Origin of the sequence: Ruegeria lacuscaerulensis (assembly GCF_013033355.1) — a bacterium.
Classification (GTDB): Bacteria; Pseudomonadota; Alphaproteobacteria; order Rhodobacterales; family Rhodobacteraceae; genus Ruegeria; species Ruegeria lacuscaerulensis_A.
On record NZ_WQDY01000002.1, the window covers coordinates 129,774 to 153,416 of the forward strand.

Sequence of the window (23,643 nt, forward strand, 5' to 3'; positions counted from 1 at the left end):
ATTAGTCCTCCATCACGCCTTTGCGCCCCATCAGCCCGCGTGGCCGCAGCAGCAGCACGATGATGGCGACAAGGTAGATGATGATCTGGTTGATGCCCGGAATCGTGGTCGTGGCCCAAGTGGTCGAGGCAAAGCTCTCGAGGACCCCCAGCAAGAACCCCGCCAACACGGCACCAGGCAGCGATCCCATGCCACCTACAACAACCACAACAAAGCTAAGGACCAAGAAGTCCATCCCCATGTGATAGTTGGGCGGATTGAGCGGCCCGTACATCACCCCGGCCAGTCCTGCCACCGCCGCAGCGATCCCGAACATGATGGTAAATCGGCGGTCGATGTTAATGCCCAACAAACCCACGGTTTCCCGGTCGGCCATACCTGCGCGAACAACCATGCCGAAGGTGGTGAATTGCAGGAATGAGAAGACTGCACCTATAATGGCAACCGCAAAGCCGAAATAGACCAGACGCCAGATCGGATAAATGATTGCGTTCGGATCGAACCCGATCATGGTGCCCAAATCGATAGAGCCATTAAGCGCTTCGGGCGGCGGGGTCTGGATCGGGTTGGCCCCGAAGAAATACTTGACGACCTCTTGCAGTACGATAGCCAGACCAAATGTCACAAGGATCTGATCCGCATGGGGGCGTTTGTAGAAATGCTTGATCAGCCCGCGTTCCATCACGTAGCCGACCAACAGCATGATCGGGATCGCGAACAAGATCGCCAGAGGCACCGACCAGTCGATGATTGACGCACCGACCTCGGGACCGAACCACGCCTCGACATAAGGTGTCTCGACCTTCAGCGGATTACCCAGAAAGTCCGTCTGGGTTTCGTCGATGGTCTGAAAGCTGAGGCTAAACAGCTTTTGCAGGGTAACAGCACAAAAAGCGCCGATCATGAACAGAGCCCCGTGGGCAAAGTTCACAACACCCAGCGTGCCAAAGATCAACGTCAGCCCTAGCGCGATAAGCGCATATGCCGATCCCTTATCGAGCCCGTTTAGGATTTGAAGAAGTATGGCGTCCATTGTCCCCCCCCTTTTGTTGCCTTCAAGGCAGGCTCCCCTGCGTCAGCAGGAGAGCCCAGTTTCAGGTACAAGAATTTTCGTCGAAAATTCTGAGGCGCGGATTATGCGCCCGAGTTACAGGAACCCAGGTCACCGCCGGCGAACATCGGATGATCAGGTGCATAGGTCACCTGTTCAACCGGGGTCACCTCGACGATTTCCAGCGTGTCATAGGCGTTGGTCGGGTTTTCGTTGCCACGCACGACCAGCACATCTTTGAAGCACTGGTGGTCTTCGGCGCGGTACAGCGTCTTACCGTTGCCCAGACCGTCGAACTCGAACCCTTCCAGCGCTTCGACAACGCCACAAGGGTTGAACGTACCCGCACGCTCGACCGCATCGGCATATAGCAGAACCTGCGCATAGCAGGTCTGGGCCGAGTTGGATGGCGGCTTGCCGTACTTTTCACCGAAGGATTTCACGAAGGCCTTGGTGCCCTCATCCTGCAGCTGCCAGTTCCAGTTCATCGAACCCAGCACGCCTTTGATGTTCTCACCCGCACCAGCGGCCATCAGTTCGGAATACAGCGGCACGACAATCTTGAAGTCCTTGCCATTGGCCACCTTGTCCAGCAAGCCGAACTGAATCGCGTTGGTCAGCGAGTTCACCATGTTGCCGCCATAGTGGTTTAGAACCAGAACATCCGCGCCCGAGTTCAGAACCGGAGCGATGTAGGACGAAAAGTCCGTTGACGCGAGTGGTGTTTTGACTGTGTTGACCGTTTCCCATCCCAAGGCTTCGGTCGAAGCAACAATCGACTCTTCCTGGGTCCAGCCCCAGTTGTAGTCAGCTGTCAGGTGATAAGCGCGGCGTTCCTTGCCCATCTCAGCCGCCAGCACCGGCGCCAGCGCGGCACCCGACATATAGGCGTTGAAGAAGTGGCGGAAACCGTTGGCTTTCTTGTCTTTACCGGTGGTGTCATTGGCATGGGTCAGACCCGCCATAAAGATCACGCCCGCCTCCTGGCACAGACCCTGAACCGCAACGGCCACGCCCGAGGACGATCCGCCGTTGATCATCACGGCCCCGTCTTTTTCGATCATCGACTTGGCCGAAGCGCGGGCTGCATCCGATTTGGTTTGTGTATCACCGGTTACGAACTCGACCTTTTTGCCAAGGATACCGTTCCCCTTGAGCGCCTTGGACGTAAAGGTGTTCAGGCAACCGCCATCGCCTTCGCCATTCAGATGCTCGACCGCCAGCTGTTGCGCCAGAAGTTCATCATTTCCTTCTTCGGCATATGGCCCGGTCTGCGGGACGTTGAAACCAAGGGTAACCGAAGACCCTGTGGGCTCGTTAGTGTAGGCTGCTGCTGACGAAGCGGTGAAGATCGTAGGCAGGGCCAGACCGGTTCCCGCAACGGCACCGGACTTCAGCACGCCGCGGCGTGTGACAGATTTGTTAGTCATTCATTCCTCCCATTTCCCAATTTTCACTCTCTGGCTCCTCTTCCAGCGAGTGAAGGCGCATTTCTGCGTTCTATGAGTATGGAGGCCCATCCGAAAATTTCTCAACAACCTATTAAACTTGCAACGATGTTAGGTAAACAAATACACAAGAAATGCGAAAATCAGTTAATGTTTGGTCATTTTTGAGTTTTTTACTTTTTAATTACAGATGTTTAATTGTGAATCCAATATTCTTGTCAAAAACCTAAAACCGTCGCCAAGCTCGCTGATTCAAGATGCACCCTTAGGGCCAAATGCAAAGAGTTCTCACAATGACACTTATCCGCGCCGCATTGAAACACCTGAGAGCACATTCTGAAGAGCTTAAACTTGCTGATCTTTGATGAACTTTTTTATCGCTATAACTGACATTATGAACACTCATAACGACTCAAGCCAGAGCGCATAACACGCCATGAAAGAAACAGTCTAAAGGAGCTCGCTCGTTTGTCCCCAGAAAGGAGGCCATAAAGTCACAACTTTCATTCGTTGCTCTAAATTTATGTTCCATTAATTTTCAGTTAATTTTTTAGGTGGTACTTTAGACTTTCAAAAGAATCGTTAAAGAATCGAGTGGGCATTTGTCCGCTTTTGGCGTAAGCCGCATTTTTGTTGTAATTAGTATGGAATGGTGACGTATGAATGGGGGGAAGGCTCAAACTGGAGCGTGGCTGCCAAATGCGCTTCATGCACGAGCAATCATAAATTTCATTCATTGGAGTCAGGGCGGCCTTGTTCTGGACGCAGCTCTCAATGGTATAGTGGAAGCCTTCGGTGCAGACTGCGCCGTAATAAGCCGTTTGTGGCTGAACAAAGGTGCCCACAGGGTGGCCGCGCGCTCGGACACGCGCGATCCATCAATCAGCCGCCCTCTGTTCTTGTCCTATGCCAATGACGCGCTTGGACCTTTTCGCAACATGCCGAAAAGGGCATCTGTTTTCAGTTTGCGTGAAGATGGCGAGGACCCTGCGAAACTGTCACCGGTCCTGACGGATTGGATTGCGCATCGCAAAATCTCGGACATCCTGTTCCTGTGTCTGGACCATCAGGCTGGCGAAATAGACTTTCTTGAGCTGCACTTTGGTCAGAATCCCGAACCCGGCTATAAGGAGGCAATCGAACAGATTGCTCCACAGTTGTCCGAGACGTTTCAGAGCCGGCGCGCTGGCCTTGTGACCGAGGCATTGTCCCGGCAGACCGTCGCAACCATCCGCAAGACAAGCATTGAAGTGCCTATCCTGAGCACCGAAAACCCTGCGGGGCTTACCCGTGCCGAATGGCGTGTGTGCGTATTGGTGTCTCGTGGCATATCATCCCAAGGTATCGGCGCTGAGTTGGGAATTGGACCTGCAACTGTCAGGACACACCTCAAACATATCTATTCGAAAACCGGTCTGGATAATTTCCATATGCTGGCACGCAGACTAGTGTCGGTCGAAGAGCGCGAGGCGCTGTACGGGAAACTGCATCAAGCAAGGGCTTAATGCCTGAATTAGACTGGCAAAATTGGATTGCCCTATGGCTGTTCGCGCCGCTGTTTGTGGCTACAGCGTGGACTGATTTCACTCAGTTGCGAATTCCTAACACTTATTGCATCATCGGCCTGGTCATTTTCGTGGCCACCGCCCCGTTTCTGGAATGGCACGAGTTGTTCATGCGCCTCATGATTGGCGGAGCGTGCTTTCTGCTTTGCTTTGGCCTGTTCGCAGTCAGATGGCTGGGCGGCGGGGACGCCAAGATGCTTCCTGTCGTGTTTCTCATTGTTCCAAGCCCAGCAGTTCCCGACTATTTACTGCTCTTGGCCGCAGGTATGGGTCTGGGGCTTGTTGGGATGGCCTTGGTACGACGTTATGCCAAAACCCTGTCTCCGCGCTTCAAATCAACTGCCCAATCGCGAGAGTTTCCAATGGGGATCGCAATCGGGTCTTCGGGGCTGGTTTTGACCCTGCATTCTGTCCTTCTGTATGCGTAGTCAGCCTTAGCTTCCAAAAGTCTCCATGTACCGAATCACGATGGGAGCCAGGATCAAACCAGCAATAGCTGGCAACATCAGGCTGGCCATGACTGCCGACATCTGGACGGGCAGTTTGTTGGCCTTTTCCTGAGCGCGTACTTCACGCAGTTCCCGCATCTCTTCCGCATACGTGTTCAACGCAGCAGCAAGCGGAACACCAAACCGGGTCGACTGAAGAACAACACTTACAAAAGCACTCATTTCCTCGATCCCGGTTCGACGCGCCATACGCATAAGAGCTGTGTCACGATCCCGGCCTGCCTGAATCTCGCTTAGCGCGATCAGTATTTCTTCGGACAGTTCTGGAGCAACCAATTGCATTTCGACGGCCACTTTCAGCAGAGCCTGATCGAATCCCATACCAGCTTCGATCCCAATCTGCAGAAGATCCAGCATGTTCGGGAAGGCGCTCTCCATCTGCCATTTACGCTCTTTGATACGAGCTTGCATCCACAGATGAGGAACGTAAAAACCGATCGCACCCAAAATGACCACGTTTCTTAGGGTCGCCAGCATGTCCAGACCGCCCATATATTCTGCGATCCGCGCGCCAAAGTTGTTCGGCGGCTGCCAGTTGAGCAAAAAGATAAAGGTCATCGGCAAAAACGTCGCCAAGCCCAACCGGATAAAGTAGTAACCCGCAATCGCGTTCTTCCCGCGAAAGCCAGACTTGGCCAGCACCTGCCCGACTTCGAGACGCTCGCTTGCATCAGCAGGGATAAGCGCTGCGCTCAGGCCAGTCGGCGTTTCGCCTTCCAGTTTATCCGGCGTTCCCCGAGCCAAATTTTGGCGCGGCCGGCTTGGCGCCATGCGATCAGCAGCGGTTGAACGTTCTCTGAAAGCGGACGAAATTCCGAAAAAGGCGAGCACTGCGCCAAGGATCACAATTGCAAGCAAAAGGATTTGTGACCCAATTTCGTCAGCAAGAATAGAATTGATATATTCCATCGGAGAAACTCCTTATATCCGGAAATTCACCAGCTTAAACAATACGATGGCATTCAGGACCACCGCTACCGCGATCACCCCCATTACCGGCCAGAACGACGGAGCATCCGCAACATCTCCGTAATAGGTCGGTGTCATGATCGTCATAAAGACAGCAATGAGGACGGGAATACTGGATAGGATAAATGCGGTCATTCGACCTTCAGCCGAGATCGCCTTGACTTTACGGCGCAGCGACATTCGCGCGCGAATAACCCGCGCCAGAGTTCTGAGGATTCCGGCAAGATCACCCCCCGTACCATGCTGCATCATCAACGCAACGGCCAGGTATTGAATGTCTTCTTCGTCAATACGCTCAGCAAGGGTTTTCAAGGCATCCGGCAGTTCTTCGCCGTAGGCAACCTGGTCGACAATCAGCCCGAACTCGGTGCCGATAGGATCAGGCATCTCTTCGGCAACGCTCTGCAACGTAGTGTTCAGCGGATGCCCAACTTTCAAACCCCGGGCCATAAGGTCCAGCGCATCAGGCAGTTGCTTGATCAGCATGGCCTTACGCTTTCTCAACGTGCTTCCGAGGACAACAAGCGGGCCAAACAAGAAAACCACGGCCGAGATTGGCACAACCTGCACTGGATTGGACACGAGCGAACCGCCAATTGCGCAGACAAGAAAGGCCGCAGCACAAGCTATCAGGAACACCTCGGGGGCCATGTTCAAACCGGACGCTTTCAACGCTGCCGGAAGATCCCCCACAAACGGGAAATTCCGGATCAGCGGCTTGGCTTCCTGCGGTTTAAGCAGGTTTAAAACATCTTCACCGCTCTTACCTTCGTTTAGCAGCTGAACGCGACGATTGATCGCTTCTTCACGGTTTTCACCCCGCCGCAGGAATTGCCGCAGCCCTTCCCATGCGATCAGAGCCCCCAGGAAAACAGCCAACGCGAGAACAAAGCGCGCATCAAAACCGAAGATTTCCATCTCGGGCCCAACAATTCCGTTGATATCGAGATTGGAAAAGAATGATCGAATTTGCTCGAACATGACCCGCCTCCTTAGGTGAACTGGACGGTGGACAGGTCTACCCCAGCAGCGGCCAATGCTTCGCTCGACTTCGGCCGGATACCGGTTGCCATGAACCGTCCCAAAACTTTGCCGTTCTCATCTTTGCCTTCGCGCTTGAAGACAAAGATGTCTTGCATGGTCACAATGTCCCCTTCCATGCCGGTCACTTCAGCAATGGAAGTCACGCGGCGGGTACCGTCTGACATGCGGTTCAACTGCAGAACAAAGTGCACTGCCGAGGCAATGGTGGCGCGAATGGCCGAATGCGGCAGTTCCATTCCACCCATCTGGACCATCTGTTCGACACGCGACAGGGCATCTCTTGGGCTGTTCGCGTGGACCGTAGTCATCGATCCGTCGTGGCCTGTGTTCATGGCCTGCAGCATGTCAAAGGCTTCCGAACCGCGTACCTCGCCCACGACGATACGGTCCGGGCGCATCCGCAGCGCGTTTCGAACAAGGTCACGCTGCGCCACCGCTCCTGTTCCGTCCAGACCAGCCGGACGCGTCTCCATGCGCAGCACATGTTCCTGCTGCAGCTGGAGTTCCGCAGCATCTTCGATTGTCACGATCCGTTCGTTCGCACCAATGTAAGAAGAAAGCGCGTTCAGCATCGTCGTCTTACCAGAGCCTGTACCGCCCGAGATCAGAACATTCATCTTGGCGTCAACCAGCCCTCTCAGCAGATTTGCGGCACTGTCGTTCAGGGCGCCGTTGTTCACCAAACGCTGCATCGTCAAAGGAACGCGAGCAAATTTACGGATCGACAGGGCAGGGCCATCCAAAGCGCAAGGCCGAATAATAGCGTTCACACGGCTACCATCCTCTAGACGCGCGTCCACCCAAGGCTGACGTTCATCAATACGGCGACCAACCCGGCTAACGATTTTGTCGATGATACGCAGCAGGTGGCGTTCATCACGGAACCGGGCTTCAGTTTTTTCAAGGATACCAGCGCGTTCGACAAAGATCTGCTCATGGCCGTTGACCAGGATATCGTTGATCGTCGGGTCGGCCAGCAACGGCTCGAGCGGGCCAAGGCCCAGGACTTCATGCATCAGCTCTTCGACAAGCTCTTTGATCTCTTCGCTGCGCATCGCACGGCCTTCATGGCGCAACAGATCCGTAGCGTGCTTGCCAATCTCGCCGCGCAGAGTGTCCTCTTCAACCTTGTCGATTACAGCGAGGTTCAGCTTGTCCAGCAGCGAGTTGTGCATCCGCGCCTTCAGGTCAATACGATCCTGCTGTCTTTCGCGATCAACGACCTTTTTCTCGGCTTCAAAGGCTGCGATGTCTGATACGTTAGAGTCCAGCTTCTTGGTATCCAAGGGAACGACCTTGGGTGCGCTGGGTGCTGTACGGCTCGTTCTGTCAAATTCACGAAACATTCTTTCAACCTTTTACTTTATCTTACATCACGGCTTGGGGAACGGGCGTCAGCTGTTCACGCGCGGCGGCAGAGAAGCCCGCGTGTCATCCGCCAGCTTCTTGATCGCCCGTGTCGCTGGTGCCCGGTTGGACACGTCCTGCAAGGGAACGCCTCGATCAACGGACTCGCGCACTGTACGCTCGTCCTTTGGCACCCAATACGAGAAGTCTTTTTCAAGTAGCTTGGTCGCCGCGCGGTGATGGGCCGCGGGGAACAAGGGCTTTTTCTCAAGGCTTGCAACCAGTTGAATGTCCAAAGCCGGGTTTTCGCTGTGATAAAAATCAATCAGCTTGCGGGCAGAGCGCACCGACGGTACGGCCACATCCGTAACCAGATACAGCCGGTCCGCCTGAGCGAGCACCGGAGTGATCCACTCGACCAAAGCACGCGGCAGATCAATCACAACGTAGTCGTGAGACCGGCGCAAACTGTCCAGAATAGCGTCAATCTGTTCGGCTTTGATGGCAGATAGCGGGCCATAACGTGATGGAGCTGCCAGAACATCTACACCGCATGGTGCTTTGGCCATTGCCTGATCCAGAAACGCAGTGTCAGGAATGCTTTCGTCCATTGCCATGCGCCACATGGCATCGCTTTCTTCCACGTCCATCAGGGCCGCGATGGAACCAAACTGGAAGTCCAGATCAACCACTGCAACCTCGTTGGCCGCTTTCTTCTTGAAGAAACCTTCTTTCTGCTGCAACTCGTTGGCCATGTTTGCGGCCACAAGCGAAGAACCAACACCACCACGAGATTTTGCCACGGCAATCACTTTGCCCAGCGTTGCATGACCGCCCCAAACCGCAGGCAACTGAGCTTGGCGACGAGTCCGGATCGCATCAACCTGCGGCACGATCTCCTCGTTGATCGCGGTCCGGGGTAAAACGTCATCGACGCCCAATTTCTTAAGCTGTCGAGCTTTTTCAAGCGGCAGATCTTCCGGGGCCAGCGCAATGATAATTGCGTTGGGCATCCGCGCATCGCAGATGCTCTGTGCTGTTTCCAGCATTTTGTCGCTGTCTTCCTCGACGTCGAACAGAACCACATCATTCAGCGCCGTAAGCGAGATGGCCGAACCGTTCACACCCGAGACCGTGTCTTTTCGGCCAGTGAACTGGCAGTTCTCCTGTTCAGCAAGAGACCCTTCAATCGCCGAGTAGATCTCTTCGTCGGGCGAAATCAACAATACTGAAATCTGTTTTCCACTCATTATCTTTCTCCTTACTCTGCTGCCCCGATGCCCAAGTCTTCGGCAGGAACCGAAGTGCTCATCGCGGGAAGGGAAATACTATTTGGGGTGTTTGAAGTTACCGCCGGGCTATTGGAAGCCAGTGCTGCCAGTCCGGCCAGCGGCATTACGAAATCGAAGTCCACATCAATCAATTCGGCCGTAACAACCGGCGTATAAGGGCCACCCAGAAAACCCAAGCGTGGATCGTGAGTATAGGCGAACTGCACATTCGTCGGGGTTGTGCCCGGTGGCAGAAGCGGTTGGATTTCATCCCAGATACGCTCACCGTAGGCAGTGCTTGTGTCCAGACGGCACGGGGCAGGCAAGTTCGGCACTTCACAGATGCCACCTACGCGGCACAAGGTTCCGAACCGAGGAGTGCCTGATGGATTGTTTACCAACTCATGTGACGCAGGCAACGCTCCGCACTGCGCAGGACCGACAGTTGCCAGCCGTGCTGCTTTTTGCATCGCCTTCTGAGCCGTTGTTGTCGACCAGTACAGGCGACCATAATCCACGATGCCAAACATCAGTAGAAGGAAAAGCGGAACGACCAGCGCCATTTCAACAAGGGCTGCACCACGTTCTTGCGTACGGAAATTGCGAAAGATGTTAACCAGACGTGTCATATTCCAAACACCCTGCTTTGATCCGAGATTTCCATGTTCAACGGGCCCAGAGCGCCACCGAACAAGCTGAAAACGTTGCCAAACAAGAACTCGACGCGAACCTGAGCGGTCACTTCCACCACCGAGGCCGGGTTGACCCTATAGGCGCCATCGCGACGCAGGCAGGTGGGGATCACGTCCACGACGGATGTGCCAATCGGCATGATCGATGTGCCGCCAAGCTGGTTTGTGACGATTGTCGTCGCTGTCGTTTCGTAGTCACCGCCCAATGTGACCGGCCCCGTGGCCGTCGCGCACAAGTCAATCGGAGCCGTCCTTGCGATCATCCGGGAGGCGTCGCGGACACCGGCAGCAGCCGCCTGATGCGCCCAGGTGATCCGGCTGCCTTCGATAATCACTGCAATGAACAGCATCAGCAGCGGAAGAACCATCGCGAATTCGACCATCGGTGCGCCAGATTCACAGCGCTTGAGGCGTTGGATATGCGAGATCAAACGTTTCACCGGTACAACCTCACGACATCGCGGAAAATACCGTCATCTTCACTGCCGCCCAGACCGGCGCCGCCGACTTGTTCGACCACTTCAAGGTAAATGTCGAAATCGGTACCCGATGAATTCGCCAGAGGCTGGATCATGAAGCCTTTGACATATTCCTCAACCGGAACATCTACGGCACGGCCTTGAACGTTGTTCGCGGCGCAGTCGATCGCAGCCAGAATAAAGGTGCGGCGGTCGGGATCAGTCGACGCAGGCGTAGAGCACTGCGCGCGCCCTGTTTCCGAGCGATTAGACAGGATCGGACCGCCTGAGAATTGATTGATCTCTTCAAGATACATTTGGTAGCGCGTTGTTCCGCCTGCAGATGGCAGTCCAGTCGGCATGTTACGGATCACATTGGCTCCGTCGGAATTGTTTACCGGCAGCGGATTGTTTAGAGGATCAAGGCCCGCGCCATAGTTCACATCCAGATAATCCTGGCGACCATTGGACCAATCGCCATTTCCAAACCGACCACCGCTGTTGGGGACTAGCGAACCGCAGGTATCATCTGCAAAACAGTCATCCGGCGGGAAAGGCATGGTATCTGTGGACAGCGTGGGCTGACCGCTGATGCAGCTGTTGCCGCCTCCATTGCCATTTCCATTGCCAGTGGGTTGAACCCATCCTGAAATAACCTGCGGCCCCGGCGCGTAATCGGGATCATTTCTTTCGTTGGTCAAGGTCGACGTAAAATAGTCAAAGCGCGAGTTATAGATTGCTCCACCGATGCCCTGGCGCTGACCGGGTTCGGTATCAACACCCCGCTGCACAACGCAACGACCTTTGTTACCTTGGGCAGCGATTAGGCAAATGTACAGGTTCGAGCCGTTCAGTCCCGCACATGGCCCCTCCGGATTGATGCCAAAATCAATCGGATCAAGAAACCCAAAGTTACCCGGACCCCATTCAGCATTGGCCTGACCAGTGCGCAGCTTGATCGTGGATCCGATATTCGCGTTAGCAGTCCAGCCCGACGGGATGCAGAACATTAGCGGAGTGACATCACACGCGTAGGCCGTGAAACCTGCAATCGCCTGTGCGCTGACCTCGGCATCTTGCGGGGTCGCACCAAGCAAAGTTGCCAAAGCGCGCGAGAATGGAAGGAAAACTGTCCGGGGCGTTGCAGTAACCTCAGCCATGACGGCCAAAGTCGGGTCGGTTGTCACAAAACTGGCGACAGAAGCTTCGTCACGCGCGTCATTGGGCAAACCGGTCAAAAACCGAATATCGAAGTCTGCGGCCGAGGCCAATGCACGATCGCCTTCGGCAAAAAACTGTTCGTCCGCAATCATCGCAGCGGCAGCGACCTCAGCCCGGGTAATCGCATCTCCGTTGCCGTCCAGTTCACCAGCGGCAGCCAGCGCAACGTGGTCAGCGTAGGATTGGAGGTCGGTTTGGGTGGAAACGACACGGCCAAGGTCAAAAGTCAGCGCGACAAAGCCGAAGATGAAAACCAGGCTCATTCCAACAAAAACCAGAATTGCGCCGTCTTCTTCTTTCTTGAACTCTTTAACCGAAAACATTGTCAAACCCTCCCAAACACTCCGTGCTTTAGTTCACTGTCCCGGACGTGTCCGTGACGGGGACGTCCTGTTCGGCAGACGCCGCAGTGGGATTTTCCACCCTGAACTCCTCGACCTCGGAAATACCGCGACGTACTTTGACAATCGGCTGCGGTTCACCATCTTCTGCTGGTGACTTTTCCAGAAGAATATCGCTCAGGCGTACTGCTTCGAGCGGCTCATCGTCTTCTGTGTTCAGCGAACGCAGCGAGAGGCTCAACTGGCCTGCCTTTTGCGCCAGGGCCAAACGCTGACCTTGCTGCGGGGTGACTTCAACCGTCACGGTCCGTGCGATACCGGGTTGATCCAGTTCCTCGTCCGCAGTTTGGTCGACGCCGATAATGCGAATATTTTGAAGAATGGTAATGGCGCGCAGCTCATCGTTGGACCCGCGGGTCAACACGATATCTACAAAATCGCCAGGTGTTACGAAACCGCCAACGCCGGTTTGCGCATCAACACTGATGGCAACCGCCCGGTTGTTTTCCCCGATCGTCTGCACAATCGTGACTTTCTCACCAAAGTCCGAGACCTTTGAGGCCAACAAAATCTCACCCTGTGCCAATGCGCGCTTTGCGCGGCGCGGGTCTGCTCCGGGTTCAGGTAGAACATCATCAAAGTTGGTAAACACGCCAGCCGGTACCGACTCTGCCGGCCAATCGATCGTGGTCAGCTTGTACCTTTCGATCGGTGTTCCAAATGGAATGTCTTCGGCGACTGCAACAACGCGGACGATCGATGCGTCTGCAGCAGCTTCCTGATTTCGTTGAATTTGGTCCTGGGCAATAAGAACGGCACCGCCTGCCAAACCGACACCCAAGAATGTCATCAAAAAAGACTTAACGCGCATAGTGCCCTCCAATTTCCGAAGTCGGTTCAGGCCGTCAGATTGGGGCGAATTGCTGTCTTCATTAACAAACCGACTGATTAACTGACGAAAAACCGTTTAATTCTGATGTGACACCCCGACTTTTGGCCGGGGAACCAACGTTTTAACCTATCGTCGAAGATTGGTTAGTTGGACCGGGTCGCAGCACCAACCGCGTCTGAGAAGTTCGAGCTAGTCGTGTCGGCCAAACCGGTCAGAACCACGCCGCCAACAATAATCGCAACAAACAGGGCAATGCCATATTCAACCAATGTTGCTCCGCGCTCATCTTCACGCAGTCTCAAGAAAACCTTGCGGATAGAATTTTTCATAAGTTCATACTCCATAATGTTTAACCGAGTACGAGATTTAAACGCAAACCCGTGGTGGGTGCCTCTACTTAAACTGATACCTCAATGATGTTTTTCTTCAACAACGTATGAGGTATCAGCTGTTCAATCTCGTGTCGCCGCACGGGATTGGTTAGTTGGACCGGGTCGCAGCACCAACCGCATCCGAGAAGTTCGAACTTGTTTGGTCGGACAGCTGAGTGAGCACTGTACCGCCAACAACGATGGCAACAAACAGAGCAATGCCATATTCAACCAGGGTCGCGCCGCGCTCGTCTTCACGCAGTTTCAGGAAAATCTTGCGAATTGAATTCTTCATAATTTGTACTCCAGACTGTTTTACCAAGTGCGAAATGACCGCACACACACGAGGTTCACATCCCCGTTAACAAAATTGATACCAAGCGAGGCGCGATGGAACCTCCCCCCAAACGAAAAGGTTTTCCCGCATAACGGGAATTTTTTTTCAACTTAGGCGGATTTGTGGCCAGAGTTAGGCTGAACATGACCGCCAAACACAAAAATTCACAGATTCGCCACCCACACGAATCGTGCTTTGACAGCTCGCGTAAGCCCTAAAGCCCGACAAAACACCGAAAACCAGTGCACTTTTCCGAAGTTGACCGGAAAACCTAAGCCACAAAATGCAAAACGACCCCTCGCTCGCTCGGGGGCCGTACAGCGTTTTTCGTCTTAAGTTGCTAGACGTTAGACCGTCACGCCCTGTAAAACCTGCTCTCGCGACAAGTCCTGCCTTGCCCCTTCCATCAGGATGGAACCACGTCTGAGCACGACAAAACGGTCGGCAAGGTCGTAGGCAAAGTCGAAATACTGTTCGACAAGAACGATGGCCATCTCACCCTTGCTTCTGAGATGCCGAATGACATCGCCAATCTGTTGGATGATATTGGGCTGGATACCTTCGGTCGGCTCATCCAGCAAAAGCAGTTTGGGTTTGGTGATCAAGGCACGCGCAATTGCCAGTTGTTGCTGTTGGCCACCCGACAGGTCGCCTCCCCGGCGATTTTGCATTTGCTTCAGGACAGGAAACAGATCGAAAATCTCGTCCGGGACGAAATGCTCGTCCTTCGGCAAGCACGCAAACCCGGATTCAAGGTTTTCGCGAACAGTCATCAATGGGAAGATTTCGCGACCCTGCGGAACATACGCCACTCCTTTCCATGCCATCTTATGTGCGGGCAATGGCGGCAACGCTTCGCCATTCAGCTCCAACTCACCGCCCGAACGCGGGTGGGTGCCGGAAATCGCCTTGATCAGACTGGTCTTTCCGACACCATTGGTGCCCATCACGCAGGTCACCTCGCCCAGCGCGGCCTGCATCGAGATGCCGTGCAGGATTTGCGAATGCCCATAGTGCAGAGTCAAGTCAGTCAGTGTCAGCATTGTCTAACGCCCCAGATAGACGTCAATGACGTCCTGATTTGATGTCACGTGGTCCAGAGACCCCTCGGCCAGAACCGCGCCCTCGTGCAACACCGTGACCTTGCAGTTCAGGCGACGGACAAATTCCATATCGTGTTCCACGACTACCACGGCGCGGGTCTTGGCGGCCTGCACCAGCAGGTCGGTGGTGTGTTCGCGTTCCTGCGGGGTCATCCCGGCAGCGGGTTCGTCTACCAAAAGCAAGCGCGGCTCCTGTGCCAGAAGCATCCCAATCTCGAGCCATTGCTTCTGCCCGTGGCTGAGTTCGCCCGATTTGCGGGTCAATTCGTCCTTCAAGCCGATCTCGGCGGCCAGTTCCTCGACTTTCTCCAGATCACCCTTTGAAGGGCGATAGAACAGCACACCCAGCCATCCGCGTTTGTTCTTCAACGCCATCAGCAGGTTTTCCTGCACGCTCTGGTCTTCGAACACTGTAGGTTTCTGGAACTTCCGCCCGATCCCGGCCTGCGCGATCTTGGCCTCGCTCATGCGCAGCAGGGATACGGATTTCTCGCCCCATATGACGCGGCCTTCGTCGGGTCGGGTTTTGCCGGTGACGATATCCATGAAAGTGGTCTTGCCCGCGCCGTTCGGCCCGATCACCGCGCGCAATTCTGCGTTGCCGATCTGGAAAGACAGGTTGTTGATGGCGCGGAACCCATCGAAGGAGACGGAAACGCCGCTGACTTCTAGCAAAGTACTCATTCCGTGGCCTCCTTCTCGCGCAGTGCGCTTTCATCGGGCCCAAGGGCCGCGCCGTGGCGCTGCGGTGCGCGACGATTGGTCCAGAGGTCGAACAGCCCCCCGATCCCCTGCGGGGCGAACAGCGTGACCAACACGAAGGACACGCCCAACAGCACCTGCCACCAGTCGACCCATTTGATTGTATAGAACCCCAGCGGGATGTCCGGGGCCTGCCCGCCGGTGAACCATGTGCTCAGCAGGCTGACGAACGCCGCGCCAATGACGGCACCGTACAAGCGACCGCGCCCACCGATGGCGACCCAGACGGCCAGATAGATCGAAGCGATGGGCGCCATCTCTTCGGGGTTGATGATGCCCGCCTGCGGGTAATAAAGCGCGCCCGCAATGGCCGCGATGCAAGCGGTCAGGGTGAAGACGGCCAGTTTGTAGACCTCGACTGAATAGCCAAGGAACCGCACCCGGGCCTCGTTATCGCGGATGCCGCGAATGACCGAGCCGAACTTGCCCGACACCACCCATGCCGCCAGCATGTATCCCAAGCCAAGCGCAAACGCCGAGGCCCACAGGAACCAGACCGACACCACGTCCTGTGAGGCAGTGACACCCGGCAGGTTTTGCAAGCCCGACAGGCCATTGTTGCCGCGCAAGCCGCTGTCGTTCTGGAACAGATACAGCGCCAGAGCCAAGGTCATGGCTTGGGTCAGGATCGACAGGTAGACACCCGTGACACGGCTGCGGAACGCGAGCCAGCCGAAGATCAGCGCCAGAAGTCCGGGCACCAACACGACCAGTGCCAGTTGCAGGAACAGGCTGTCGGAAAAGGCCCAGATCAGCGGGAACTCGGACGACCCGACGACGCCGAAGATTTGCGTGCCGATGGCGTCCACGACCTCGGATGACGTCGGAGGAATTTCGGCTTGCGACAGTGACTCGACCACAATCAGGCGGGTACGTTCGTACATTAGCCACATTCCGATCATGTAGCCGCCCAGCCCGAAAAAGGCGAAATGGCCAAGGGACAGGATGCCGGTAAAGCCCCAGACCAGATCCATCGCCACGGCGATCAGGCACAGGCACAGGGTCTTGCCCAGCGTCTTGACGAAACTGGTTGAGATCACGCCGATGCCGAACCCTTCGGACAGGACGGTAACGCCCAAGGTGAACAAGGACAGGATGGCCAGAAAGACAAGCACCGAGGGATTTTTGGCGACAAAGCTACGTTCCATGGCTCAATCCCCCGCCGCGCGGCCCTTGAGGGCGATGATGCCCCTTGGCCGGAACTGAATGAAGATAATGATGAAGATGATCATGTAGGTTTGCGCCGCGAGGGTGTTCGACGGGTTCATCCACTCGATCCCCTTTTGCAGGAAGCCGATCATGCCGGCCCCCGCCAGTGCCCCCCAGATATTGCCGACACCGCCGACAACCACCGTCATGAAGCTCTGCACGATATAGTCGCTGCCCAGATCGGAGGTCACCTTGGCGAACAGGCCAATCGCGACACCCGCGATCCCGGCGATGCCCGAGCCCAGCCCGAAGGTCAGCATGTTAACCCGACCCGGATTGATGCCCATAGACCCAGCCATGCGCGGGTTCTGCGTCACGGCGCGCATCTCAAGCCCCAGCCGTGTGCGCTTCATGATATAAAGGAACAGCCCCAGAAAGATCATCGCCAGCACGAATATCGCAATGCGGATATAGCTGATTGAGACCACATCGTTCAGCACCCATGCTCCGTCCAGCCAGCCGGGCGCAGTCAGCGGGCGGGCCTGCGTGCCAAAGATGTTCTTAGCCAGCTGTTGAAGCGCAATCGAGATACCAAAGGTCGCCAGCAGCGTTTCCAGCGGACGCGAATACAGCCAACGGATCACCAACCGCTCCATCGCGACGCCCATGGCGAAGGTAACGGCAAAGGCCATCGGGATTGCGACAATGATCGACAGCGTATGATCGGGGATGAACTGCTGCACCACGTATCCGGTGTAAGCGCCCATCATGATGAACTCGCCATGGGCCATGTTGATGACGCCCATCACACCAAAGGTGATGGCCAAACCGATGGCCGCAAGGAAATAGATCGAGGCCAGAGAAATCGCGTCCAGCGTCAGGTCGAGGGTCTGGTTCAGGCCGACCTTCAGCTCGATCTGCTCCAGCGCCTTTTCCGCGGCGGCTGTGACTTCGCCCGACGGCTCTGCATAGGTTTCAAAGAACACATGCGCGCCCAGCGCTGCATCGATGTCAGTCTGCGTTATCAACGCGGGAACAGTTCCGGCTTCGGCCAATGCCGCATAAGCCTGCGCGCGGGCGGCGTCGGAGTTCAGTTGCGCGACCGGAACACCGCCCACGCGGCCTCCGTCGATATTGGCAGCCAACGCCGCACGGATGTCATCCGCCGAAACACGCGGCGCGGCCAAATCGCTGGCGACCAACAGGTCATAGGCCGCATCACGCGACAGGTCATCCGAGCCGGGTTGCAGAACACCGGCGATATTCACATCCGAAGGTAAGTCTGTCGCCGTTTGCAGCCTGGTCACGACCAGAGGGTTCAAAGCCGCGCGCACGTCCACACCCAGATCGTCAGACATCTCCTCGATCGCGGCCACACGGGCTGCAGTATCTTCGTCGTAGCCGATGGTCAGCAACCGCTCGAGGCGTTGCTTCTGCGCTTTCAGATCGGCGTCGGGTTCTTCATCAATCGACGCGCGCAGCGGCTCAAGCAGAGCGCCCTCGGGATCGCGTTGGATAGATGTCAAAGCAGCCAGACGTTTTGCACGATCCGGGTCGGTCAACTGGAATTGTACCAGCGCCGTGCCGATCATCGCGCGGATGCCGCTATTGGGTTTCAACTGTTTCAGGTCGGATTTCTCAAACGTCCCGACGATCTCTCCGGTGTCGAAATCGGTCAGCTCATACGACCGCCCCTCACCCTTTTTGCCGGCAAAGAACAGGCCATCGGACTTGCGCATCCACACGTTTTTGGCGGCCCACGTCTCAAGCATGACCTGCGCTTGCGGCAACCCGCTGCTGGCAATCGCTTCAATCGCCGGTCCGATCGTCTTGCGCGAGCTTTTGGCGATGATCTCCTGATGCTCTTGCAGGATCGGTTGCAAACCGCCCTCTTGCGCGTTGGCAGTCAGGCAGGCGCACAGGATTGCGAGGCCCGCAAGGAATAGTCGTAGCATGTGGAGAAACCCGAGTGTCTTTAGGGGCAAGGCGGGCGGTCACACCCGCCTTGCGTATCGTTTAGTAGTTCGACAGCGTCTGAACGCAAGTCTTGGTCTCGGTGTTGTACATACCGCAGCCCAGCTCTTTCCAATCCGAGATCAGCACGGCCGATTCCGGCAGGAAGTCGGTCCAGGCATCGCCCGGAACAACGTCGGTCTCGCTGATGATGTCGAACTGGCCGTCTTCCTGAATCTCACCGATCAGAACCGGTTTTGCCAGGTGGTGGTTCGGCAGCATGACCGCAGTACCACCGGTCAGGTTCGGGAATTCCTGTCCGTACATCGCGGCGCGCACATCGTCGACTTCGGTCGAACCGGCTTCGGTCGCGGCGTTCACCCACATGTTGAAGCCGATGTAATGCGCCTCCATCGGGTCATTGGTCACGCGCTCGTCGCCCATGGTGGCTTTCCATGTTTCAACGAATTCAGCGTTCACATCGGTGTCTGCCGACTGGAAGTAGTTCCACGCGGCCAGATGGCCCACAAGGTTCGCGGTATCCAGACCCGACAGCTCTTCCTCACCTACCGAGAAGGCCACGACCGGAATGTCATCGGCTGAGACGCCCGCAGCGGCCAGTTCCTTGTAGAAACCGATATTCGCATCGCCGTTGATGGTCGAGATCACGCCAACCTTCTTGCCATCGGCACCCAGCGCGACAACGTCCGCGACGATCTTGGACCAGTCGGAGTGACCGAACGGTGTGTAGTTGACGAAGATATCCTCGTCCGCGATGCCTTTACCCTTCAGGTAGCTTTCCAGAATGTTGTTCGTGGTCCGCGGGTACACATAGTCAGTGCCCAGCAGCGCGAATTTCTCGACACCTAGCTCGTCCAGGAAGTAGTCAGTCGCAGGGATCGCCTGCTGGTTCGGTGCGGCACCGGTGTAGAAGACGTTTTTCGACGATTCTTCGCCCTCGTACTGAACCGGATAGAACAGCAGGCCGTTCAGCTCTTCGATCACGGGCAGAACCGATTTCCGGCTGACCGAAGTCCAGTTGCCAAAGATCACATCCACCTCATGCACAGTCAGCAGCTCGCGTGCTTTTTCAGCGAACAGCGGCCAGTCCGATGCGGGGTCGACGACAACCGCCTCAAGCTGTTTGCCCAGCAGGCCACCCTTGGCGTTTTGCTGGTCGATCAGCATCAGCATAGTGTCTTTCAGCGTGGTTTCCGAGATCGCCATTGTGCCCGACAGCGAGTGCAGCACGCCCACCTTGATGGTGTCTTCTTCGGCCAGCGCGGCGGTTGCCATGGCAGCAAAGACAAGCGAACCGGCAAGTGTGGATTTGAGAGATGTCATAAAGATCCTCCTGGCAGGGCGCAGGTGAGGGCTTGCGCAGCAGCGCGCCTTTCTTCTACCTGATCCCCGCAACTGTTGTTGCGTTCCGTGTGGCGGTTGTGTCCGAGGTCCAATTCGCGCAGCCGTCACACACCCCCAGGGATCGTCCCCGTGGCGGGCACCCATACGGTTTCTGCATCGCAGAGAATTTAGCAAATGGTTGACAGATCATTTCCCTCGATCCGTCGTGTTTGTTTAATTTTAAGGCAGTCGTTAACGTGATCGCCTAAAAATTAATCCGCCACACCGAAACACCACCCAAATCCGACACGGAAGAATAGAGTTCCGACGCCCAAACGGTGAAACAGGCGGCATAACAACGTGATCCGCAGGTGCCCCATTACACATCATGCCTCGATATTGCCCACGCAGGCCGCGCAACCGCCGCGCGCACAGGGTGCGATTCGGCTGAGTGCCAAACGATTGGGCAAAACCTCGGTTCTGGATGGGTTCCGGCAGTCAGGCTCTTTCAAATGCCTGTTCCCGCGCACCGATGGTGACGCGCTGGACGCGGTGCTGCTGAACACCGCTGGCGGGATCACCGGAGGCGACACGTTCCGCTTTACCGGCCACGCGGGCAAAGACACGACCCTGACGCTAACCACTCAAGCCTGCGAACGCGCGTACAAAGCCAAACCCGGCCCCTCGGGTCAGATCGTGAACCACCTGAACGTCGCTTCGGGCGCGCGGCTGAATTGGCTGCCTCAGGAAACCATCCTGTTCGACGGCAGCGCGCTGGATCGTCGGCTGCAGATAGACCTCGCCCCGGATGCCACTGCACTGATGGTAGAACCGCTGGTCTTTGGCCGCATGGCGATGGGCGAGACCCTGACCGATATCCGCCTGCGCGACCGGATCGAGATCCTGCGCGATAGCACCCCCCTGTTTCTGGACGCGATGCAGTTCACCGGTGATCTGCACGCCCATCTCGCCAAACCGCATATCGCAGGCGGCGCGGGGGCGATGGCGCTGGTGGCCTTTGTCTCACCCACCGCCGAGGGCCAGCTGGGCCCCATCCGCGACATGCTGCCCGACACCGCCGGAGCCTCGCTGATCCAGGACGATCTGCTGGTGATCCGGGTGCTGGCCGAGAACAGCTTTGCCCTCCGCCGCACGCTGATGCCGATGCTACGGCGGCTGAACAATGACACGCTTCCCCGATGCTGGATGATCTGACATGAACCTGACCCCCCGAGAAAAAGACAAACTGCTGGTCGCCATGGCCGCCGAGGTCGCCCGCAAACGGCTGGCCCGCGGCGTCAAGCTGAACCACCCCGAGGCGATCGCTCTGATCACCGACGCGGTGGTCGAAGGTGCGCGTGACGGCCGATCGGTGGCTGACATGATGCAAGCCGGGGCCGAAGTGATCACCCGCGCGCAATGCATGGAAGGCGTACCCGAGATGATCCACGAAGTTCAGGTCGAAGCCACCTTCCCTGATGGCACCAAACTGGTGACCGTCCACAACCCTATTCGCTAACAAAGGAAAACTGATATGACCCGTATGCTCTTCCCCGCCCTGATCCTTGCTGGCCCCGCTGCGGCCCACAACGGCACACATGTCCACGCGCATGGAACAGACTATGCCACTTTGGGCGTCGGTCTGGCGGTTGTCGCGCTGGCCGCCGTCGCATTGATGGTAAAGCTAAACAAATGATCCCCGGAGAGCTGTTCCCAGCCGAGGGTGAGATCACCCTGAACGCGAATGCCGAGGCGATCACCCTCATGGTCGCCAATACCGGCGACCGCCCGGTTCAGGTCGGCTCGCACTATCATTTCGCCGAAACCAACCCGTCACTGGATTTCGACCGCGCCGCCGCACATGGCCTGCGTCTGGACATCGCGCCGGGCACCGCCGTTCGGTTCGAACCCGGTCAGGCGCGCGAGGTCTCGCTGATCCCCATCGGAGGGGCACGCAAGGTTTACGGGTTCAACCAGAAGGTCATGGGGTCACTCTGATGCCAGCAACAATCAAACGCTCTGACTACGCCGCAATGTTCGGCCCGACCACCGGCGACAAGCTGCGGCTTGCCGATACCGATCTGGTGATCGAGGTGGAACGCGACCTGACCGCAGAACGTGCGGGCGCGGCTGCAACCGGGGGGACCGGAGACAACGCGTTGCTTTACGGCGAAGAGGTCAAATTCGGCGGCGGCAAGGTGATCCGCGACGGGATGGGGCAGTCTCAGGCCACGCGGGCCGAGGGGGCCGTGGACACGGTCATCACCAACGCGCTGATCTTGGATCACTCGGGCATCTACAAGGCGGATGTGGGTCTGAAAGACGGACGCATCGCCAAGATCGGCAAGGCCGGCAATCCCGACACGCAGCCCGGTGTTGACATCATCATCGGTCCCGGCACCGAGGCCATCGCGGGAGAAGGGCGTATCCTGACCGCCGGCGGGTTCGACAGCCATATCCATTTCATATGCCCGCAACAGATCGAAGATGCGCTGCATTCCGGCCTGACCACCATGCTGGGCGGCGGCACTGGCCCGGCCCATGGGACGTTGGCCACCACCTGCACACCTGGCCCCTGGCATATCGGGCGGATGCTGCAGGCCGCCGACGCGTTTCCGATGAATCTGGCTTTTGCGGGTAAGGGCAACGCCTCGCTGCCCGCCGCGCTGGAAGAACAAGTCAACGCGGGGGCCTGTGCTCTGAAACTGCACGAGGATTGGGGCACAACCCCTGCCGCCATCGACTGCTGCCTGACGGTGGCCGATGCGATGGACGTGCAGGTGATGATCCACACTGACACGCTGAACGAATCCGGCTTTGTCGAGAACACCGTGGGCGCCATGAAGGGCCGCACGATCCATGCCTTCCACACCGAGGGCGCAGGCGGCGGCCATGCCCCGGACATCATCAAGATCTGTGGCGAGAACCACGTTCTGCCGTCCTCGACCAACCCGACGCGCCCCTTCACCGTGAACACGGTTGAGGAGCATCTGGATATGCTGATGGTGTGCCACCACCTCGACAAATCCATCCCTGAGGACGTGGCCTTTGCCGAAAGCCGCATCCGGCGTGAGACGATTGCCGCCGAGGATATCCTGCACGATATGGGTGCCTTCAGCATCATCGCGTCCGACAGTCAGGCCATGGGTCGGGTCGGAGAGGTTCTGATCCGCACATGGCAGACCGCAGACAAGATGAAGAAACAGCGCGGCCGCCTGCCCGAGGAGACCGGCGAGAACGACAATATGCGCGTGCGCCGCTATATCGCCAAATACACGATCAACCCGGCGATTGCCCACGGGTTGAGCCATCAGATCGGCAGTATCGAAGAAGGCAAACGCGCCGATCTGGTGCTGTGGAACCCCGCCTTTTTTGGGGTCAAACCCGAGATGGTTCTACTGGGCGGCACCATTGCCTGCGCGCAGATGGGCGACCCTAATGCTTCGATCCCCACACCGCAGCCGGTCTATAGCCGACCGATGTTTGGGGCCTACGGGCGCTCGGTCGAGCATTCGGCGATCACATTCGTCTCGGGCGCGGCGCAGGCGGCGGGGATTGGTGATACACTGGGGCTGGCAAAGCAAACCGTTGCGGTAGAGAACACCCGCAATATCGGCAAGCGCGACCTGCTGCTGAACAACGCCACGCCGCAGGTTGAGGTTGATCCCGAAACCTACGAAGTCCGCGCCGATGGCGAATTGCTGACCTGCCAACCGGCCGAGGTTCTGCCGATGGCCCAGCGGTACTTTATGTTTTGACCAAAAATTGTGCTGCGTTGCTGCATTTGCAACGCGGCCATGACCAAAAACCCACTAC

24 protein-coding genes are annotated in these 23,643 nt (G+C 56.8%); 7 read left to right on the forward strand and 17 right to left on the reverse strand.

All coding sequences use genetic code 11. The features are described from left to right. Position 1 precedes the first annotated feature (1 nt). Together GOW48_RS04025 and GOW48_RS04030 are read right to left on the reverse strand one after the other, a co-directional pair. Positions 2–1,033, reverse strand: coding sequence for a branched-chain amino acid ABC transporter permease (locus GOW48_RS04025; protein WP_170353386.1), 1,032 nt, complete (start codon positions 1,031–1,033; stop codon positions 2–4). A 101-nt stretch (positions 1,034–1,134) separates the two neighbouring features. Beyond that, positions 1,135–2,481 (reverse strand): substrate-binding protein, encoded by a 1,347-nt coding sequence (locus GOW48_RS04030; protein WP_170353387.1) that lies wholly within the window; start codon positions 2,479–2,481, stop codon positions 1,135–1,137. A gap of 866 nt (positions 2,482–3,347) precedes the next feature. On the opposite strand from GOW48_RS04030, the gene GOW48_RS04035 reads away from it, so the two are divergent. Together GOW48_RS04035 and GOW48_RS04040 are read left to right on the forward strand one after the other, a co-directional pair. Further along, entirely contained in the window at positions 3,348–4,004 is a 657-nt protein-coding gene (locus tag GOW48_RS04035) for a helix-turn-helix transcriptional regulator (protein WP_170751592.1), read from the forward strand. Then, complete coding sequence (locus GOW48_RS04040) at positions 4,004–4,492, forward strand: A24 family peptidase (RefSeq protein ID WP_170751594.1); 489 nt, start codon at positions 4,004–4,006, stop codon at positions 4,490–4,492. The genes GOW48_RS04035 and GOW48_RS04040 overlap by 1 nt, the downstream gene beginning before the upstream one ends. A gap of 6 nt (positions 4,493–4,498) precedes the next feature. Here the strand turns inward: GOW48_RS04040 and GOW48_RS04045 are convergent, their stop codons facing one another. The 15 genes from GOW48_RS04045 to urtA form a co-directional block, all read right to left on the reverse strand. Then, on the reverse strand, positions 4,499–5,482 hold the full coding sequence (locus GOW48_RS04045) for a type II secretion system F family protein (RefSeq protein ID WP_170751596.1): 984 nt from the start codon (positions 5,480–5,482) through the stop codon (positions 4,499–4,501). Positions 5,483–5,494: 12 nt separating this feature from the next. Beyond that, positions 5,495–6,523 carry a type II secretion system F family protein gene (locus tag GOW48_RS04050; RefSeq protein WP_170751598.1) on the reverse strand — a complete coding sequence of 343 codons (1,029 nt, stop codon included), beginning with the start codon at positions 6,521–6,523 and terminating at the stop codon, positions 5,495–5,497. Positions 6,524–6,534: 11 nt separating this feature from the next. Continuing rightward, positions 6,535–7,932: a CpaF family protein gene (locus GOW48_RS04055; RefSeq protein WP_170751600.1), complete on the reverse strand. Its 1,398-nt coding sequence runs from the start codon at positions 7,930–7,932 to the stop codon at positions 6,535–6,537. A 48-nt stretch (positions 7,933–7,980) separates the two neighbouring features. Further along, a complete protein-coding gene (locus GOW48_RS04060; protein WP_170527250.1) occupies positions 7,981–9,183 on the reverse strand; it encodes an AAA family ATPase in 1,203 nt (400 codons plus the stop codon). An 11-nt stretch (positions 9,184–9,194) separates the two neighbouring features. Continuing rightward, complete coding sequence (locus GOW48_RS04065) at positions 9,195–9,833, reverse strand: TadE/TadG family type IV pilus assembly protein (RefSeq protein ID WP_170751602.1); 639 nt, start codon at positions 9,831–9,833, stop codon at positions 9,195–9,197. Beyond that, on the reverse strand, positions 9,830–10,336 hold the full coding sequence (locus GOW48_RS04070; RefSeq protein ID WP_170751604.1) for a TadE/TadG family type IV pilus assembly protein: 507 nt from the start codon (positions 10,334–10,336) through the stop codon (positions 9,830–9,832). Before GOW48_RS04070 ends, GOW48_RS04065 begins: the two co-directional genes overlap by 4 nt. After that, a complete protein-coding gene (locus GOW48_RS04075; protein WP_170751606.1) occupies positions 10,333–11,898 on the reverse strand; it encodes a Tad domain-containing protein in 1,566 nt (521 codons plus the stop codon). The genes GOW48_RS04070 and GOW48_RS04075 overlap by 4 nt, the downstream gene beginning before the upstream one ends. Before the next feature lie 28 nt (positions 11,899–11,926). Continuing rightward, positions 11,927–12,787: a Flp pilus assembly protein CpaB gene (gene cpaB / locus GOW48_RS04080; RefSeq protein WP_170751608.1), complete on the reverse strand. Its 861-nt coding sequence runs from the start codon at positions 12,785–12,787 to the stop codon at positions 11,927–11,929. A 164-nt stretch (positions 12,788–12,951) separates the two neighbouring features. After that, complete coding sequence (locus GOW48_RS04085) at positions 12,952–13,137, reverse strand: Flp family type IVb pilin (protein ID WP_170751610.1); 186 nt, start codon at positions 13,135–13,137, stop codon at positions 12,952–12,954. A 151-nt stretch (positions 13,138–13,288) separates the two neighbouring features. Continuing rightward, the gene (locus tag GOW48_RS04090; RefSeq protein WP_170751612.1) at positions 13,289–13,474 is read right to left on the reverse strand and encodes a Flp family type IVb pilin; all 186 of its coding nucleotides are present in this window, start codon (positions 13,472–13,474) and stop codon (positions 13,289–13,291) included. 389 nt (positions 13,475–13,863) lie between these two features. Then, positions 13,864–14,559 carry an urea ABC transporter ATP-binding subunit UrtE gene (gene urtE, locus GOW48_RS04095; RefSeq protein WP_170353399.1) on the reverse strand — a complete coding sequence of 232 codons (696 nt, stop codon included), beginning with the start codon at positions 14,557–14,559 and terminating at the stop codon, positions 13,864–13,866. A 3-nt stretch (positions 14,560–14,562) separates the two neighbouring features. Further along, a complete protein-coding gene (gene urtD / locus GOW48_RS04100; protein WP_170751614.1) occupies positions 14,563–15,303 on the reverse strand; it encodes an urea ABC transporter ATP-binding protein UrtD in 741 nt (246 codons plus the stop codon). After that, positions 15,300–16,529, reverse strand: coding sequence for an urea ABC transporter permease subunit UrtC (gene urtC / locus GOW48_RS04105; RefSeq protein WP_170751616.1), 1,230 nt, complete (start codon positions 16,527–16,529; stop codon positions 15,300–15,302). The genes urtD and urtC overlap by 4 nt, the downstream gene beginning before the upstream one ends. Before the next feature lie 3 nt (positions 16,530–16,532). Further along, entirely contained in the window at positions 16,533–18,485 is a 1,953-nt protein-coding gene (gene urtB, locus GOW48_RS04110; RefSeq protein ID WP_170751618.1) for an urea ABC transporter permease subunit UrtB, read from the reverse strand. Between the two features lie 61 nt (positions 18,486–18,546). Further along, entirely contained in the window at positions 18,547–19,827 is a 1,281-nt protein-coding gene (urtA, locus tag GOW48_RS04115; protein ID WP_170751620.1) for an urea ABC transporter substrate-binding protein, read from the reverse strand. A gap of 360 nt (positions 19,828–20,187) precedes the next feature. Here urtA and GOW48_RS04120 point away from each other — a divergent pair, with 360 nt between their 5' ends. Genes GOW48_RS04120 through ureC form a run of 5 tightly spaced genes read left to right on the forward strand, consistent with a single transcriptional unit; the run spans position 20,188 to position 23,585 of the window. Next, positions 20,188–21,042, forward strand: a complete 855-nt coding sequence (locus tag GOW48_RS04120; protein WP_331251766.1) for an urease accessory protein UreD — start codon at positions 20,188–20,190, stop codon at positions 21,040–21,042. 1 nt (position 21,043) lies between these two features. Beyond that, positions 21,044–21,346: an urease subunit gamma gene (locus tag GOW48_RS04125; protein WP_152460019.1), complete on the forward strand. Its 303-nt coding sequence runs from the start codon at positions 21,044–21,046 to the stop codon at positions 21,344–21,346. Between the two features lie 15 nt (positions 21,347–21,361). Beyond that, complete coding sequence (locus GOW48_RS04130) at positions 21,362–21,523, forward strand: peptidase M23 (RefSeq protein WP_170353404.1); 162 nt, start codon at positions 21,362–21,364, stop codon at positions 21,521–21,523. After that, positions 21,520–21,825: an urease subunit beta gene (locus GOW48_RS04135; RefSeq protein ID WP_170751621.1), complete on the forward strand. Its 306-nt coding sequence runs from the start codon at positions 21,520–21,522 to the stop codon at positions 21,823–21,825. The genes GOW48_RS04130 and GOW48_RS04135 overlap by 4 nt, the downstream gene beginning before the upstream one ends. Continuing rightward, complete coding sequence (gene ureC / locus GOW48_RS04140) at positions 21,825–23,585, forward strand: urease subunit alpha (RefSeq protein WP_170751624.1); 1,761 nt, start codon at positions 21,825–21,827, stop codon at positions 23,583–23,585. The genes GOW48_RS04135 and ureC overlap by 1 nt, the downstream gene beginning before the upstream one ends. Positions 23,586–23,643: the final 58 nt, after the last annotated feature.